The following is a 17,244-nucleotide window of genomic DNA, read 5'->3' as shown; positions in this document are numbered from 1 at the left end:
TTGGAATCGCTTACATAACGATGTGCGTTTCTAAATAAAGTAGGTGTTATATTACGAATACAAAGAACAAGCCCCTGCCTAAATGGGGGGCTTGACCACAAAAGGCGGGGCTTGTTCTTTGCAAATCTATCTTTCCATTTATCTATCTATCTTTGTGTCTTTCTTTCTATCTTTCTTTCTATCTTTCTTTCTATCTTTCTTTCTATTGATCTGTCCATCGCTATTTCGCTCCTGCCAGCCAGTCAGCCAATTCCTCTGTCTGGGACAAGGTTGCAATCGGGTCGAAATACCATGAACGGTCTGGCTTCCAAATATAGACGCGGTCATTTTTGACGGCATCGAGCAATTTCCAGATCGGGTCTGCTTTCAGATCGGCAAGCGTCAGTGTTTCGGCAGTCAAAATAATATAATCGCCGGCAAAATCGGTTAAAACTTCTCCCGACACCTCAACAATTTGTTCCTTCATCAGCTGTTCTTCCACTTTAGCAGGCGCTTTAAGGCCCAATGCTTGATATACCGCTTGTCCGCCTCTGCCAAAGTTATCGCCGAACACGCCCGTGTTTTTCCCCCAGTCTTGCATAACCGAAACGGTCATTCCGGCTGGAATGGCATTCTCCACCTTCGCTTTTGCAGCCGAAATCCGGCTATCGTAATCCGCCAGCCACGCCGCGGCTTCCGCTTCTTTGCCAAGCAGCTTTCCGAAATACGTCAGCTCTTCTTGCGCGTTCTTCAGTTCGCCGAACGGGACCAGGACCGTTGGCGCGATTTTGCTAAATTCCGCATACGCCTCCTCATTCCCCGTTACAATCAGATCCGGCTGTAAGTCGATCACTTTCTCAAGCGACACGCTTTCGTATTCACCGATATTTTCAACGCCGGCGAGCGCCTCCATAAAATACGGGTTTTTCAAATTCAGCTCGGGCGTCCCAACCGGCTTAACTTCCAAGGCAATAAAGCTGCCTAAATATAAATCTACGACGATTCGCTGAGGCTTGTCCGGAATTTCGATATCCCCTTTTATCGTAGCCATTACTCTCGTCTGGGCCGGTGCTTCGGTCGCTGAAGCAGTTGCTTGTGATTCCAAGGCGCTGTTGCCCGCGTTTGGATTTCCTGTTGAGCAAGCGCTCATCAATAAGGCAAAACAGAATAGTAACGTTGCAGCCATCGAAAATTTCAGACCTTTGTGCATGGGTAAATGTCTCGCTCCTCTTAATTGATAATGATTATCATAACCATACACATTGTATCGCTGGAGTTTTCTCGGAACAATGGACAATTGGCTCGATCTATATAGACGATTTGCTCCGCTCCTAATCTCGTTCTTGCTGTCCCTGAACCGACCAGGAGATACTCCCGTATGCTTCTTGAAAATTCTAGTGAAATACAAACGATCCGGATAACCCACGCTCTCGGAAATTTCCTGAATGCTCGCGTCTGTTTGTCGCAGTAATTGTTTGGCATGATTGATTCTCACTTGAATAACGTAATCAATGACGCTGTATCCCGTTTCCTGCTTGAATACCTTCGAAAGGTTTTTTGCGCTGTAGTTTAAATGTTGTGCCAATTGCTCCAATGTGATCGGCTCGCTGTACATTTGATGAATATAGCTCTGCGCTTGGGCTGCCAATGTGGTTCTCGCAGGATGGGCGCCATTTTTTTGAAGCTGCTTCATCACCTCATAAACAAACTGATGGAACAGCGCATTCACGTGCATCCGCTCCAACGATTCGGATACCCGCCACTCCTCTTCCATCGCCTTCAGATTGTGGAAGAGCGCAATGGGATTTTGCAATGCGCATCCGTAAGACCTGCAAAAAGGATTCGTTCGTTCAAATAAAGCGACGATCTCTTGACGGCACGGTACGGGAATTGTTGCTTTATAGAAAATGAAATAATATTCGAACCCGCCTTCCGCGATTACGATATCCATGCTCATTCCTTTGCCGCCATGCAGCAAGCGGAATTGCTCGGTCTCGTAAGCATGGTTATCCAGCAGCACTTGCGCTTTTCCTTTCACGGTGTACAGATAGCCGCTTGCAGGCAGTAAATACGTGCTTATTTTATCCCCAGGCTTCAACTTGTGATGTCGGATATCTAAAACTTTAACGGAAGCATAGTTCCATAGCTTGACATGATCGTTCCATTCCATCTTCTTCCTTCCACTCCTCAACGCTTGCTTTGCATGTGCGGTTAGCTTCGCATCTATTACGGAGTATTCTAATGATAACCATTCTCATTGTCAATTTCATTTCATGCAGGAATCTTAAATAGGCAAGACTTCTTTCATTGAGAAGCTCCTGCTGCATAAAGCAGCAATAAGCAATGATCAACCTTCTAGCACCTGGTACTACAATAAGTTGGTACTTTCAGTCATAGGAATATGCTGTAAACTAAAGACATCAACAACAACTCGATTCGGGAGGCATTCACAAATGGAAAAAATGGAAACGATGCATGTACGCAAACCCGCTAACTTTTACCGCCGCCGCAATACCCCTACTTATACGTTCATGGCTTGGGCAGCCTTTCTTATCGCTTGCGGCTTCGAATTTATCGGCATCTATACGCTGAAGCAGCCGATGTCCGTTCAAGGCTATTACGCCGTAACCGGTATTCTCTTAATCATCACTTCCTTCCTGCTCCAGAAGGTAGCACGGGACAACGACGAAGATAAGTTTCTGAAGGATTACAATCCCGGTTATAGGAGCCGCAATACTTCCGCATTCACATTCATGGCTTGGGCCGGCTTTATCCTTGCCGTTCTCGCCCAATACATTGGCATATACGTGCTTGAGGAGCCGCTTTACGTGAAAGGCTACTACGCCATAGCCGGTGCGTTCCTTATCGTCGCCTGCCTTGTGCTTCAGAAAACAATCAGAGACAACGAGGAAGACAGCCTGCACGCGAATGCAGCCGAAGAATTCGAAAACTAGACAACATAAAAGGCCTCCCTTCAACTTGCGAAGGGAGGCCTTTCGATTGCTATTCTACTTTAATCGAATCAAAAAACTTTTCTTGTACGACTTTAGCCGATTTATCAAGCAAAGCCTGCAAGTCAGAACCTTTATTCGAGAATACTTCCTGAAGCACGTTCGTTACTTCGCCATAGTAATCTTGTGTGTTGTATTGCGCTTCCGGCTTGCCGTCAAGCAGCGCATCGGACTCCGGATTATATTTATAGACGTTATCGTACTTGTCAAAAATCGCTTGAGCCTTCTGTCCGTATTCCGAAGACGGGCTGTAGTAGTTCATTTGCGGCGGAATAAAGAATTTGCCTTCAGCTTGGCGCTTCTGGATATCCGCTTCGATCGACTCTAAGCCTTTATCCGTAAAGTAATCGAATGTGATGTAGCGGAAGGCCATATCTTGCTCATCCTTCGTTGCATTCGGGTTGATGACCAGGTAATCGCCGCCAAGCACGCCAGTGTGCTTGCCGCCTTTCTCGGCTGCCGGCATCGGGAACGTCAATACATCCTCCGGCTTCAGGCCGCCTTGGTTAAGCGCTTGCTCGAGAACGCCTTCTGCTCCTGCGATAACCATTGCCGTACGGCTTTGGCCGAATGCGCCAACCGCATCTCCCCAGCCAAGCGCCCAGTCTTGCGGAATCGCATTGGCTTCCCATCTTAGCTTATTATAGAACTCAAGCGCTTTTAGGCCGGCAGGCGAGTTGAATGCTGCCGTTACTTTGCCGTCTGCGACAGTCTGGATTTCGCCGCCTGCTTCGAACAGGAAGTTGGTCCAGTTCCAGCCTGCTTCCGTGCCTTTGCCCATTGGAGCGATACCCGCGATCCCTTTTTTCGGATCGGCAACCGCTTTGGCCGTGTTGTACATATCTTCCCATGTCCAGTCGTAGGACGGAACGGCTACGCCTTTTTCATCCAGCATCTTTTTGTTAACGACCGTTGTCGTCACGTAAGCCTTCTGGGATACTCCGAACACCTTGCCGTCAATAATGAATTGGCTTTGCAGAACGGGATTGATTTGATCCTTATACTCATAAGCATCCCAAAGCTCCGTAATATCGGCTACCCAGCCGCGCTCCTGCAAGAACTTTGCTTCCGTCGCCCACGTATTGAAGAAAGTCGGCGCTTCGTTGGCCGCCATTTTGATGCCGATTTCGCTCGGGTTGTAGTGCCAGTCGCTCTTCACGATTTCTACGTTAGGATACACTTCGTTGAAGCGTTTGATTTTATCGTCTTCCAGCTTGCGGTTCTCGACTTGGTCAGGCAGTGGATAATAGATGCTGATCGTAATTTTTTTGTCTTTAATGTCTTCCTTGGGAGGCTCTGTCTCCGTCGTTCCTGTATTGTTCGTCGCTGCGTTTGTTGGCTTTTCCGTTTCCTTCGGATCGTTCTTGCCGTTTCCGCTGCTGCATGCAGCCAGGATGGAGCATAGCATAACCATACAAATGAGGATTGCTACATTTTTCTTTACCATCGATATTCCCCTTCTCAACTCATATTTTCGCTACATCCCCATCATAAAGGAGGCGTTTTCATACAACGAGGTGTATTCCTATTCCGATCATGTGCATGTTTACGAACTGTTTATCCCTTGACCCCGCCAAGCTGAAGTCCGCGCATAATAAATTTCTGGAACGTAAGAAACACGAGAATCGGAGGCAGCATGACCATGGTCAGGATGGCGAACCTAATGTTCAGATTCAGCCGCTGCGCGCTGATGACGTACTTGTAAACCGCTGTTGCGAGCGGGTATTTGCTGTCGCTGTGCATGACGAGCGATGGCCAGAACCAATCGTTCCAAGCCGTCGAGAACACGAAAATTGCGAGCGTCGAGAAAATGGGAATGGACAGCGGCACGGCAATCAAACTGAAGCACTTCCAATCCGATGCGCCATCAATGCGCGCAGCCTCGAACATCTCATGATGGATGCCGTCAATAAAGTTTTTGAGAAGGAGCAAATAAAAAGCGCTGGCGCTGGCAGGCAGCCAGAATGCGGCGTACGTATTCAGCAGGCCAAGATCCTTCAAATTGAGAAAGTTCGGAATAATATACGTGCTCGGCGGTATGAACAGCGTAATCATGAAGAAGAAATAGATCGCCCGCTGGTACGGTACGTTGAGCTTCGACAGGCTGAAAGCCGCCAGCCCAAGCACAACGACCGTCATGACCATGTTGCCGCCAAAAATCATCAGCGTGTTTTTCAGAAAAACAGGCAGGTTCATAAAATTCCAGCCCGCTTCATAATTGTCGAAATGCCATTCCGAAGGCAGGAAGCGCGGCGGGAAGGAATTAACCTCCGTATTCGCCTTCAAGCCGTTGAACAGGGCGGTCAATACCGGATAAAGCATCGAGCCCACCATTGCGATAATAACGGCGATAACGACCAAGAAGCCGAGCTTATTTGTTTTTTTGCGGTAATCGTAGCTGGATAGAATGCCTCTGTCTATGCTTTTCATGACTTCGCTGCCCCCTTGTTGTTCAGTTTGAATTGCAGCAGCGCCAATCCGCCAAGGACAAGGAACATTAGCACGCCAAGCGCGGAAGCAACCCCGTAATCCAGTCTTGTGAACGCGTATTTGACGATGAGCAGCGAGTACGTAAGCGTTGCTTTATTCGGGCCGCCGTCGAGCAGCGCCAGCTGCGATTGGAAGCCTTGCGTAGTCGCGATCAGCTGCAGGAGGAACAGCAGCAGCACGAGTCCTCGAATCGACGGCAGCGTAATATGCCAAATGCGGCGGAAGATGCCTGCACCGTCGATCTCTGCCGCTTCATACCAATCACGCGGAATGCTTAGCACAGCCGCCAGATAGATGAGCATGCCTGAACCGAATTGCTGCCACGTTTCCATAATGACAAGCGAGATCATCGACCAGCTCTTATTGGTGAGAAAAGCGATTTGATCCGATCCTGCCTGTGTCAAAACACCGTTGATAGGCCCGACCGGATCATAGAACCATCGCCACAAGCCGTACAGCACAACCGCCGGTATGACATTGGGCAGGTAAGCCGCCACGCGCACGAAGCCTTGAAATCGGCGCAGCTCAGAGATGGCGATTGCGAATAGGATCGGTACCCAAAAGCCAATGATGAGACATAAAAACATGTAATAAAGCGTATTTTTCACGCCGATCCATACATCCGGATCATTGAAGATCGTCTTGTAGTTGTCCAGCCCGACAAACTCATTTCCTTTGACAAAGTCAATCGTGTAGAAGCTGTAAATAATCCCCTTTGTTATCGGCACCCACAAAAACAAAATAAATATGATGGCTGCCGGCAACAGAAACAAATAGCCTGAAACATGCTTTTTCCACCTGCCAGCCTTCCTCTGCACCTGGGTATCGAGCGGCTTGCTAACTGCTGCTGGTTGGTTCATCAGGATTCCCTCTTTTCTTTTCTATCGCTCTATCTCATTTTAGAAGGAAGACGGCTGGCTGGTAATGTGCATATCTAAGGCAATGATAGCTATTTTTACTTCATCTTATCGCTTATCGTCCTTCTTCAGCTCGCTCGGGCTCATCCCATAATATTTTTTGAAAATTTTGCTAAAATGCTCCGGCGATTCATAGCCTACCCGCTCCGATATTTCGTATCTGCGCAAATCCGTGTGAAGAATGAGCTTGCGGCTCTCTTCCATTCGGAGCTTGATGACGTACTCCCACAGGTTATAGCCCGTATCCTTTTTGAACAAGTAGCTCAAATAATTGGGGCTGACATGGTTTTTCTGGGCTACCTCATGCAGCGTAAGACCCTTCTGCGCGAAATTGCGGTCGATATATGCCTTGGATTTCTCCACGATCAGGCTGTTCTGCTCATTCAGCTCCTCAGCCGTCGGGTCCTGCGTGTAGGTGCTCCAGTTAAAATCGCCATAATAAAAAACATAATGGTCACGGTGCTCGCGGTTCCATAGAATGGCCTTGCGCGCCTGCTCGTCAAGCATGCTTAGAAATTCAATCCCGCGCACGATTTGGCTGATTCCGATAACCCCGTGCAGCCCCAAATATTTGTGGATATTGTAATAGAGGCTGCGCCCGATCATATCAAGCTGATTGATTTTGTTCACGCTCGATTCGCCGAACTCGCTCTCGTCCCATTGAATGAGGATGCTGATTTCCTGGTTCGGCGAATAAAAGGCGGCATGGTTCCATTCCTTATCAAGCAGCTCGTTGGCAATGTTAAGGGCAGCATACTGCAGCAGCAGTGCATCTCTTGCCGGTATGGCGCGATCCTTCACCGCCAAATGAAGACGCAGCTTGATTACTGCGAAATACGGTCCCTGAAGCTTCACGGCATACCGGTCATACAGCATTCTCGCTACCTCTCCAGCATTCTCCTGCGGGCTTGCCAGCAGCTTGTTGAACAGCTCGGTCCGCTGCGGGAGCGGCTCCTCCATGTGGAAATGCTCCTGCAGCTTCGATAGGAACTGATCCTCCGAGGCCGCGGGCTTATCCATCTTGAGCAGCACGTTCCGTACGGAATCCAGAAACTGATCATTGTTAAGCGGCTTGATCATATAATCCTTCGCGCCTAGCCGGATAGCCATCTGCGCGTACTGGAACGTCTCATAAGCCGAAATAATGATGGTCTGCACCCATGGCTTGAGCAACTTGGCCTGATGCATCAGCTCAATCCCGTTCATGGAGCCCATCTGGATGTCGGTAATCAGCAGATCTATCTCTTCAATCCTCAAATAATCAAGTGCCTCGTAGCCGCTGTGCGCCATATAGACATGGGCCAGATTAATGCCGGAAGAAGCGAGCAGGCTTGACAGCCCTTCGCAAATTAACGGTTCGTCATCCACGATCAGTATATTGTACATGTAGCTTCCTCCCGGTTCTCGTTTCGTTCGCTCATTTGGGTTCATCATGGCTAGCTGGCAAAATAATCGTGGCGGCCGTTCCGCCATGCTCCCCGCGCCTGTAGCTCATTCCGTACATGTTGCCGAAATGGAGCTGGATCCGCTGGTGAATGTTCCGTATGCCGTACCCGGAAGCATGATCCGGCTTGTCGCTGCTTAGCAGCCGGTCCAGCGCGGTATAATCCACTTCCTTATGGCCGTTGTCCTCCACTTTTATCGTGACCCGCTCGCCTTCAACCACGGCGGATACATGGATTTCGCCATCCTCGCCCATGTACTTCACGCCATGAATTATGGCGTTTTCGATGAGCGGCTGCAGCGATATTTTGGGAATGAGAATGCTCCTCGCCGCATCAGGAATGCTCCACAGCACCTGGAACTCGTATTTGTAGCGCTTCTGCTGCAGGCTGACATAGGCCGAAGCGTGCTCCAGCTCCTCTTCGAGCGGGATTAGCTCCCGACCCCGGCTGAGACCGATTTTCATGAGCTTCGACAAATCCTTAATCATCTCCGCCGATTCCGTATTGCCCTCGAGCGAGCTTTTCCAATAGATGCTCTCAAGCGTGTTATAAAGCAGATGCGGGTTAATTTGTTGATAAAGCAGCTGTAGCTGCGACTCCTTCTGCTTAATATCCATATTGTATTTGTAATGGATGAGCACATTCAGCCTGCGGGCCATGTCGTATAAGGCGGCGAACAGCACGCCAATCTCATCGTTCCGCCCTTTGCCGGGCGTCTCCGGCACGAGCTTGCCCGGCTCGTACGTATGCACGAATTGGGCAAGCTTCTGGAGCGGCGTCATGAGCGATCGCCAGAAATAGACCATGACGATGCAGCCGAACAAAATATACGCAATCGAAATGAGCTGGATGACATTTTTAAGCTCGCTCTGCTGCTTCAATAGCGAGCTGACCGGGATTTGATAGACAAGCTTGTGACTCATGATGCGATTGTAGTTGACTACATAAATGAATTCGTCGGTCATAATGTCGAAGCTGCCCTCAGCCTCCATCGTATCCGCGATCGCCATCTCGGGCGGCAGATCGAGCTGCTTCCCCATCAGCTTGGAATCCGTCGCCGCAAGAACGCGGTTATTCCAGTCCGTGAACATAATTTTGCCGTCAGGCAATGAGACCGAACGAAGCGACTCCGCGATCTTCATATCCATTTTGGTCGCCACCAGCACGCCTATGATACCGTTTCCAACAGTGACGTTATTGACTGCTCGAATGTAGGCAAGCGTATTGATTCGCGAAAGGCCTACGTTCGTGTAGATGATATCCATATAGCCTTTGCTCCTGAGATCCACCGCCTTGTCGTACCAATCGGGCTTATCGACATCAGAGAAAAAATAGACGCCAGTCTGCATCAATTGGCGCTTCGGTGCAAAAAAGTAATAATCATTAGGATCATAAATGTATAACGAATAATACACCGCTTCCCCGCCGTTTAGCGGAATCGAGTTGCCCGCAAGAAGCTTATCGACCTTGTCGTATTTGCGTACCCGCTCAATAACCGGATCGCTCTCCAGCGGAATGAGCTGCTGCGTAATCGGATTCTGAATAATCGTTGTCGTAATTTTGCTTATCGTATCCATATCGCGTTTAATGACCGTATAGTTTTGCTTGCTCAGCTCCACGTACGCGCTCGTTACATGGTTTTTGAGCAAATGCTCTGCTTTCATGTTCCCATACCAATGAAGCAGAAAGATCGGACTTACCATTACAAGAAACAACAGAATCAATTGCTGCTTAACGTTTAGCTTCGTCATCGGATTGCTTAGACCCGTTCTCATGCTCGCACCTCCGGCTAATAACTGTACTATAGCAAAAATAACTGGCGAATCGTGTGGCTATTTCTACCCGTTTCGGCCGCTGCCGGAAGTCCAATCGTAGAAATGCACATACTTTTCGTTCAGATGCTCATTCACTCGCACAAGAAGAAACGGCTTCGTCTTCCTCTTCAAGAGGAGGATATCCGTTTCTCGTAGAAATAGAAGAATGCTTTGCTCCGTGAAACCTATAAAGTATTCTATATATAAAAAAAGCTGCTAATCAACGTATGTTGGTTAGCAGCGCTTCGGAGTTCCTACTTTCAAGCAATGACGGACTTGATATGAATTTCCCGCTCCTGGCTAAGATCCAGAAAATAATCGGCGAGCTTAATGAGCGGCGTCTCGATATTATGCGGGTTGAGATAAACGACTTCTCCGGCTCGGCCATCCGTCAGCAGTACTTGCCTGCCTACCAGCCGCTTCATCATATTCTCGATAAACACGGAAATGATCTGCGGGTTTAATGCGCCGAACTTTCCTTTGCTCATTTGGCTGACGATCTCATGAAAGGACAAGGGCTCATGGTAAGGCCGCTTGGACGACATCGCATGAAAAATATCGGCAACCGATACGATGGAGCTGAACAAATCTATGTTTTCTTTCTTTAATCCGAGCGGGTATCCGTTGCCGTCCTCGCGCTCATGGTGCTGCAGCGCTACCCTGGCAATGCGCAAGCTTAAACCGGTCGTTCCCTTAAGCAGCTCGTATCCGTAGATCGTATGCTTCTTAATGAGCTGAAACTCCATCTCGTTGAGCTTGCCCGGCTTATTCAGAACCTCCAGCGGAAGCTTCACCTTCCCGACATCATGCAGGGTTGCTGCAAGCGAGAGGATCGACAGCTCCGAATCATCCAGGTTGAGCCATCTGCCTATAAGCGTCGATATGACCCCAACGCCAACATTATGCTGATAGACGTAATCATCCTTTGCCTTGACCGCTTCGAACAATTCGAATATATCGGGGTTTTTGGAAAGCTGTAAAATCGCAGGCAGCACCTCGTTGCGAATTTCCATTAGCGGAACCTTGCGAGAAACGAGGATTGATTCGAACAATTCCTTCGAAACGCTGACCGTCTGCTGGACGAGCTCGCCGATTTGCATCGTTGTTTCTAGCATTGGTTTATGATGTTCAGCAATAACAATAGAGTCTAAGTCTATCCGATGATTGACCATAAGCTGTAGGGATTCTCTAGTTAGGATAGCGTTAGCCGGTACTATCGTAACGCCATATGCGTTCAAAATATCTTGTTTCATTATTTTCCCGATTAACTGCTCCATTGCTACACTCCCCCGGACTTGGCGCTTCCAACATTTAGTTTACCATATCTGAAACAGGAAGTAAGCGTTTATATGAGAAAAATGAAAGAAAGTGTAGAGCGATGCTATTCTTTTTCAGCGACACTCATCCACTTGTCGAGCAGCAGCTCAAGCCTCGCCTGATCCTGCTCCCAAAGCTCCCACAACTCATTTAGCAGCGCCGGATCATTGGCAGCGGCAAGCAGCTCCAGCTCTTGGCCGGCTGCCGCCATTTTCCGTTCCAGCTCTGCAATCGCAAGCTCTAGACCCTCGAGACTAAGCCGCGTCTCTGTTTCTTTAATCGCGATAGGCATGCTCTCATTCCGATCCCGCGTCATTGCGGCCGCTCTTGGTTTATCCGCAGCATGTTCTGCCGGAATAGCCTGGTTCCTATGCAGCTTTTCTTTGCAATCGTCATAATTGCCAAGATGGTTATGCAGTTGGCCCGCGCTTAACTCCCATACCCGTTCCGCGATTCGGTTGATGAAATAACGGTCATGCGAAATCGCGAGAATCGTCCCCTGGTATTGCTCCAAAGCCTCTTCCAGCGCCTCCCGCGAACGAATATCCAAATGGTTGGTAGGCTCGTCAAGCAGCAGAAGATTCGGCTTACTGCGAATAAGGAGCGCGAGGCGCAGGCGCGACCATTCCCCCCCGGACAAGGCATGAAGCGGCTTAAACACATCGGTGCCATAGAACAGATAGCTTGCGAGTATATGCCTTGCTTCGCCTTCCTCCAGCCTGCCCTCTGCTTTGAAATATTCGAGTACCGTCAGCTTCCGATCCTCTTCCTTTTCCTCCTGAGCCAAGTAGCCAATTGTCAGGCTTGCCCCTTGCATAAGCTCGCCGCTATCCGGCTTCAGCTGGCCGAGCAGCAGCTTGAATAAGGTCGTTTTTCCCGATCCGTTATCGCCCATCAGCACGACTTTCTCACCATACAGCAAGCTTCCAGCCGCATTATCCAGCAGCTTTCGTTCCCCGAATTGCTTCGTCACCTGCTCAAAGGAAATGACTCTGCGTCCGGAACGATCATGCTGCGAGAGCTCAAAGTCAGCTGTTTTCCGCTCTAGAATCGGCCGTTTAACCCGTTCCAGCTTTTCCAAGGCTTTGCGGATCGAAGCTGCCCGTTTGAAAAACTTTTCATTGGAGCCGATTCTTCCCCATTCTTCTAGCTGCTTGATCGTTTCCTTCATCTTCTTGATCTGCTTTTGCTGCTCTTGATAGTGGGCGAACTGCTGGAGCAGCAGCTCCTCCTTCTCCTTCACGTAACCGGTATAGCCCGTATGGAAAGTATAAGCCTCTCCGTCCTCCAGCTCTATCATTCGCGAACATGCGGCATCCAGAAAATAACGGTCATGCGATACGATCATGCACGCTCCTTCATACTGCCTAAGAAATTGCTCCAACCACTCGATGCCGCGTAGGTCTAGATGGTTCGTTGGCTCATCGAGCAGCAGCAGCGCCGGTCGGACAATCAACTGCGACGCGAGTGAAATACGGGTTTTCTCTCCTCCGGACAGGCTGCTGAACGCTCGAGCGTAGAGTGTTCGCTCGATTTGCAGGCCGGTTGCGACTTGATCAACGGCTGTATCGAGCACGTAGCCGCCGTCTCGCTCGAACCGCTCCTGCGTCTGCGCGTAATGGGTAAGCAAACGCTCCATTGCTTCTGGATTCGAGTTCACAGCAGGGTCAGACATTAGCTGCTCCATTTCGGACATTTGATTTTTGCTGCTGATCAATGCTTTGCAGCCGTAAGTCAAAACCTCGTAAACGGTGAGCTTGTCGAAGTCAGCTGGCACTTGCCGCAAATAACCGATCATAAGATCCTTCTTCACGGCCAGCATTCCTTCATCCGTATGCTCGGCACCCGAGATCATGCGAAGCAGCGTTGATTTGCCGCTTCCGTTGGCGCCGATGAGTCCAATCCGTTCTCCGTCGTGCACCTGAAGCGATAAGCCGTCGAACAGCAAATTGGCGCTGTAGTATTTTTTCACGTTCTGTATATTAACAATGATCATGTAAAGAGCCTCCTAATGGATGAAGACCCTAACTCCCCATTACCTTAAGCAGCATGACGGAACCGATTCCGGCATAATAAGAAGAAACGCCTCGCGGTGTTCTTTCTATAGCCGCCATCGTTTCGTCGAAACGTATAGAGAAAGGATGGGCAAGCTCATATCCTTTCCTGTACGTCAAAAAGGGCCGCAGCAACAAGCCTGCGACCCTTCGGAATGTAAGCAATCCGTAGTGGTTAAAGTAGGCGTCTTCTCGCGAATGGTTTAATCGTATGCGCATAATTGGACAGAGCTATCCCGTTCGCGGAAAATGCATGAACAATGCCAGCCATAGCAATCGGCAGCTGGCTAATACGGTTATTGGCCATTTCGTGATTCACCTACTTCACCTCCCTTATCGTTCGTTTTCTAAAAATAACATAAAAGGGCCTTTCTGCGCAACCGCAACCTCCCGTGCCTAGTAAACCTTATCGGCACGAGCTTAAATGCTGATGCCAAAGCTCCGACTGTTCGTCTGTCATTGGACCCGTGATACTGGAGAAATCCACTTGCTGCGCAAATTGGTTTTTAAGCAAGTCAAACTGTGCGTATGAGCCCGTAAACTTACGCAATGCAGGAAGCCTCGCTGCCGCAAGCAGCTCGCCTATCTGCTCGCTTCCTTGGAGTTCTAGGCTGCGAAGGCTGCCAAGCTCCGCGATTGCCGAGAAATCTGCTACAGACAATTGTTCCAGCTTCAATTGCTCCAATGCTCTACAGCCCTTCAGGAAGCGGAGATCTGGCAACTCTGCGCTTTTCAAATGCAAAACCTTCAGGCGGCCTAACGTTCCGATTGTATGCAGCTCCGACATTGCCGCTGCATCCATTCCTTCAATCGTCAGCTCTTGCAGCTGACGGATAGACGCCAATGCTCGAAGCTGCTCTGCACCAAGATCGGATACGGAGAGTATGCGAAGCGCCCTCATCCGGCTAAGGGGAGAATAATCTCGCACGGCTGTTCCCTCTAGCTGCAGCTCCTTCAGCTTCGGGAGCATTTCCAGCGGTGAAAGATCCACAACGCTCGTCTTGGCGATATTTAGAAACTGCAAATGCTGAAGACTGGCAAGCGGCTTAATATTCGATACCGGATTTCCTCCTAAATAAAGCACCTTCACTTGCTCGCAGCCGCTCAGCGGTTCGATATCACCGATATCATTTGCAGTCAGAACAAGCTCTCGCACTTCGGTGCACCGGCTAAGCGGAGCCGCGTCCGTTATGCCTTCACGGATCAGATAAAGCTGCTTTGCTTTGACGAAAGCTTCGATTGAAGCAGCTTTCTTGCTCATGCGCAATCGCCAGTCTTCGCTCAGCGACTGCTCCCATGCCTCAAGCTCCGTCTGCGAACCATGTGCCTGCTCTCGGGAATGATAGAGCGGCAAATTGAAGGAACGGACAGCATCCAAAAAATGGCCGACTCCCTGCTCGCCATACATCCAATAGACGTAATCCTCGTCGTTGTCTACCTTATAGTTGCCGGCCTTGACCGTGTCGCACATAAACCGGAGAAGATCCGCGAGACGGTGGGCAATCACATATTTCGTTTCCTCGTCTCGACCGAAATTAATGACCTGACCGCTGATCCCTTCAGCATCAGGGTCCACATCGATGCCAATATGATTGCCGCCGCCATCCTCGGCGATCGGCAGCCATCCGCGGTTCATATACTTCTCCTTGATCCATCCGGTAGGAACAGAGTAGTGATTCCCTTCCTCCCCATAGTCCGCCTCTAAATCAGCCCAAACCTGCCACTCCGCTGCAAGCTCATCCACGCTTAGAAAGCGAAGTCCAAAAAACAACCCGGCTCCCATGCGTTTCTCGCCGTTAAAAGCCAAATATAGCTGCCGAAGGTCCTCTGGAAAGGTTAAGCCAAGACGCTGCTCAGCCGCAGCCAATTCCAGCGGTGTTGCAGGCGGATTTAAGGAATCGGTTAACGAAGGGAGCTTTTCCTCCAATAAAGCTAAGAGCTCTTTCATATATGGCACGATCATCATCGTATTCCCCTTTCCCGATCAATAGAGTGAGTAGAACAGATCCTTTTAATCATCGCCTAATTCTAGCATTTGGAAATAAAAGCTTGGATGATACTGAATGTACCCAAAATAGCGGGCAGAAGCAAGTTTCGCCAGTAAGAAAAGCAGCTTCGTACATGCGATTGGAAAGCAAAAAGCGGTGATCGCCTTGGACTTCTGATAGAGTCCTAACCGATCACCGCAAAGCAATCTATCACGCAACCGCAGACGCAATGCTTTTCTTATTGTATTCCAATAACTTAGCCTAGCTTCTTTTCCATCCCGCATTGCTGTTCGGATAACAGCATCAGCAGCAAGCCTTGGCCGTACCCTTCCATCCGGTCCTGTGCAATGACATGATATTCGCCGGGATGCTTCTGTACGGCGGTTCCAGCGGATACTCCTTTAAGTGCGCCATTCCAATCGACGTAAGCAAGCACGCTGCGCGCAGCAGCCTCTCCCATTGCCTGTAAGCGCTGATCGGCAAACCCAAGCCTAATCCCCTTGGCAACTGCGAAGCCGATTCCTGCTGCAGCCGACGTTTCCAAATAAGTAGTCGGCTCCGTTATTACCGTCGACCAAAGGCCTGAAAGGTCTTGTACTTGCTGCAAACCGGCCAGTTGCTTGTTTAATACTTTTTTGATATAAGGCCTGATCGTATGGGTTTCCGGTAGCATCTCTAATAAATCAACGGAAACAACAGCAGCCCACGCGTTTCCGCGCGCCCATTGGCAGCCGATATTGCGGTCCGCATGCTCATCCCACCCATGGAAGAACAGGCCGTTTCCTGCTTGCAGCTTTTCTACATGGAGGACATACTGCCGCAGCCCCTCCTCGACAGCCTCCTGCCTGCCTAGCACGATCCCTGCTTTTACAAGAAATAACCCCGCCATGAACAACGTATCTACCCACATCTGTCCCCCGAATTCCGTTTCCAAAAGCGTATGCTCAAAAGCCCCGTTTCGAAGGCGCAACGCGTCATGAAGCAGATAGTCCACGCGTCCATTAACAATCCTTGCTTCATCCTCATTGCCGGTGAGCCCATATAGCTCGAGCAACGCGAAGCATGGGGCAGTCGCATTAATCGTGTTCGGGATTTGTCCGTTATGCAGGTGCCTATCGAGCCAGCTTCTTATAAAACGGATGATATGCTCCTCCTGCTTATCCCGTTTCCACACTGTCATTAATCCGTACAATGCGACGCCTTCGCTCCAATTCCATTCGGACAGCGGCATTCTCATCGTTTCCCCCGCGACGCGGTTCGTTATCCATTCCCAGCTGCGCGACATCCGTCATGCACCTCTCTTTACCTCTGATTATTATTGGTCAAAGCAGTCATTAATCGGTTGGCAACAAGAAAACGATCTATTTCGGCAAGCGCGGCTTCCACTTCCTCATCCGCTGCGGAATATCCGTATACAATAAAGGCATGGCGAAGGCCAGGAAATAATTTCAGCGATGCCGTGTTTCCCGCTTTTTGGTAAGCATCGCAGTAATGAACGGCGTCCTCGGGCATGACGGTAACGTCCAGTAGCCCATGCAGGATCAGCATCGGCGGCTGGCCGTTGGAGACTCGGTAAAGGGGGGACAGCCTTTTCGCGTATTCATGATGCTTCAGCCAACGATCCTGCTCGCTCACTATGTCCTTCTCTCCTGCGGTTTGTTGCACTGGAACGTAAGATTTCCACTTCCGGGTAAGATCGACAATGCCGTTGCAGTTGACGACTAGGTTAACCTGGGATGAAGGCTTTGCTTCTCCGAGCGGTTCCTTCAAGTCATTGGCCAAACCGAGACAAGCCGCGAGATAACCTCCCGCAGAATCGCCGGCCGCCACGATCCGATCCGCATGTATCCCGAGTTCCGCAGCATGCTTGCGAATATACCGGATGGCAGCCCTGCAATCTTCCACGCAGGTTTCAATCGTAGTTGCGCCCGCCTTTAATTCGCCTGCTGTTGGTGCCTGCTGCAGCAGGCGATATTGAACGCTGAATGCAACCGCTCCCCGCTCGGCATAATAGCGGCAATGGGGCAGAAAGAGCTCCGGCTCCCCGCGTTCCCAGCCCCCGCCATGAATCCATATGATTGCTGTTCTCTCCTCCCCGGCATGCCAGCCTCTCGGCTTCACGATTAAGAGGCGAAGCGCCTGACCGTTTATTTCAGCATAGGGCAAAACCTCATGCTGAAGGTTCCCATGCATAGTCGCCATGCCAATCACTCCCACCCGTTTTGCTTT

Annotated in this window: 13 protein-coding genes and 1 pseudogene; 2 read left to right on the top strand and 12 right to left on the bottom strand. The window is 49.8% G+C overall.

The genetic code is table 11. The features are described 5' to 3' along the window. Positions 1–220 precede the first annotated feature (220 nt). Positions 221–2,149, bottom strand: coding sequence for an ABC transporter substrate-binding protein (locus AC0YN3_RS24340; RefSeq protein WP_475777524.1), 1,929 nt, complete (start codon positions 2,147–2,149; stop codon positions 221–223). A gap of 283 nt (positions 2,150–2,432) precedes the next feature. Between AC0YN3_RS24340 and AC0YN3_RS24335 the strand changes: the two are divergent. Beyond that, a pseudogene (locus AC0YN3_RS24335) lies at positions 2,433–2,648 on the top strand (YiaA/YiaB family inner membrane protein); the annotation flags it as partial. A gap of 84 nt (positions 2,649–2,732) precedes the next feature. After that, positions 2,733–2,933 carry a YiaA/YiaB family inner membrane protein gene (locus AC0YN3_RS24330; RefSeq protein ID WP_475777571.1) on the top strand — a complete coding sequence of 67 codons (201 nt, stop codon included), beginning with the start codon at positions 2,733–2,735 and terminating at the stop codon, positions 2,931–2,933. Positions 2,934–2,982: 49 nt separating this feature from the next. On the opposite strand, the gene AC0YN3_RS24325 is transcribed toward AC0YN3_RS24330, so the two are convergent. The 11 genes from AC0YN3_RS24325 to AC0YN3_RS24275 all read right to left on the bottom strand — a co-directional run bounded on the left by AC0YN3_RS24325 (position 2,983) and on the right by AC0YN3_RS24275 (position 17,217). Beyond that, positions 2,983–4,437: an ABC transporter substrate-binding protein gene (locus tag AC0YN3_RS24325; protein WP_475777523.1), complete on the bottom strand. Its 1,455-nt coding sequence runs from the start codon at positions 4,435–4,437 to the stop codon at positions 2,983–2,985. Positions 4,438–4,547: 110 nt separating this feature from the next. Then, the gene (locus AC0YN3_RS24320; RefSeq protein WP_475777522.1) at positions 4,548–5,420 is read right to left on the bottom strand and encodes a carbohydrate ABC transporter permease; all 873 of its coding nucleotides are present in this window, start codon (positions 5,418–5,420) and stop codon (positions 4,548–4,550) included. Beyond that, the gene (locus AC0YN3_RS24315; RefSeq protein WP_183568997.1) at positions 5,417–6,340 is read right to left on the bottom strand and encodes a carbohydrate ABC transporter permease; all 924 of its coding nucleotides are present in this window, start codon (positions 6,338–6,340) and stop codon (positions 5,417–5,419) included. The genes AC0YN3_RS24320 and AC0YN3_RS24315 overlap by 4 nt, the downstream gene beginning before the upstream one ends. 105 nt (positions 6,341–6,445) lie before the next feature. After that, positions 6,446–7,783: a response regulator gene (locus AC0YN3_RS24310; RefSeq protein ID WP_475777521.1), complete on the bottom strand. Its 1,338-nt coding sequence runs from the start codon at positions 7,781–7,783 to the stop codon at positions 6,446–6,448. Between the two features lie 31 nt (positions 7,784–7,814). Continuing rightward, entirely contained in the window at positions 7,815–9,617 is a 1,803-nt protein-coding gene (locus AC0YN3_RS24305) for a sensor histidine kinase (protein WP_475777520.1), read from the bottom strand. 299 nt (positions 9,618–9,916) lie between these two features. Beyond that, the gene (locus AC0YN3_RS24300; RefSeq protein ID WP_475777519.1) at positions 9,917–10,933 is read right to left on the bottom strand and encodes an HD-GYP domain-containing protein; all 1,017 of its coding nucleotides are present in this window, start codon (positions 10,931–10,933) and stop codon (positions 9,917–9,919) included. 104 nt (positions 10,934–11,037) lie between these two features. Further along, positions 11,038–12,969 (bottom strand): ribosomal protection-like ABC-F family protein, encoded by a 1,932-nt coding sequence (gene abc-f / locus AC0YN3_RS24295; protein ID WP_475777518.1) that lies wholly within the window; start codon positions 12,967–12,969, stop codon positions 11,038–11,040. A 233-nt stretch (positions 12,970–13,202) separates the two neighbouring features. Further along, positions 13,203–13,346, bottom strand: a complete 144-nt coding sequence (locus tag AC0YN3_RS24290; RefSeq protein WP_475777517.1) for an RAxF-45 family protein — start codon at positions 13,344–13,346, stop codon at positions 13,203–13,205. 87 nt (positions 13,347–13,433) lie between these two features. Beyond that, the gene (locus AC0YN3_RS24285) at positions 13,434–14,993 is read right to left on the bottom strand and encodes an SMI1/KNR4 family protein (RefSeq protein ID WP_475777516.1); all 1,560 of its coding nucleotides are present in this window, start codon (positions 14,991–14,993) and stop codon (positions 13,434–13,436) included. 278 nt (positions 14,994–15,271) lie between these two features. Continuing rightward, positions 15,272–16,300 carry a glycoside hydrolase family 88/105 protein gene (locus AC0YN3_RS24280; protein ID WP_475777515.1) on the bottom strand — a complete coding sequence of 343 codons (1,029 nt, stop codon included), beginning with the start codon at positions 16,298–16,300 and terminating at the stop codon, positions 15,272–15,274. 17 nt (positions 16,301–16,317) lie between these two features. Continuing rightward, entirely contained in the window at positions 16,318–17,217 is a 900-nt protein-coding gene (locus AC0YN3_RS24275; protein WP_475777514.1) for an alpha/beta hydrolase, read from the bottom strand. Positions 17,218–17,244 lie beyond the last annotated feature (27 nt).

This window comes from Paenibacillus sp. J22R232 (genome assembly GCF_056269165.1).
Note: the sequence above shows the minus strand (reverse complement) of the source record. Positions and strands in the feature narration are given on the sequence as shown.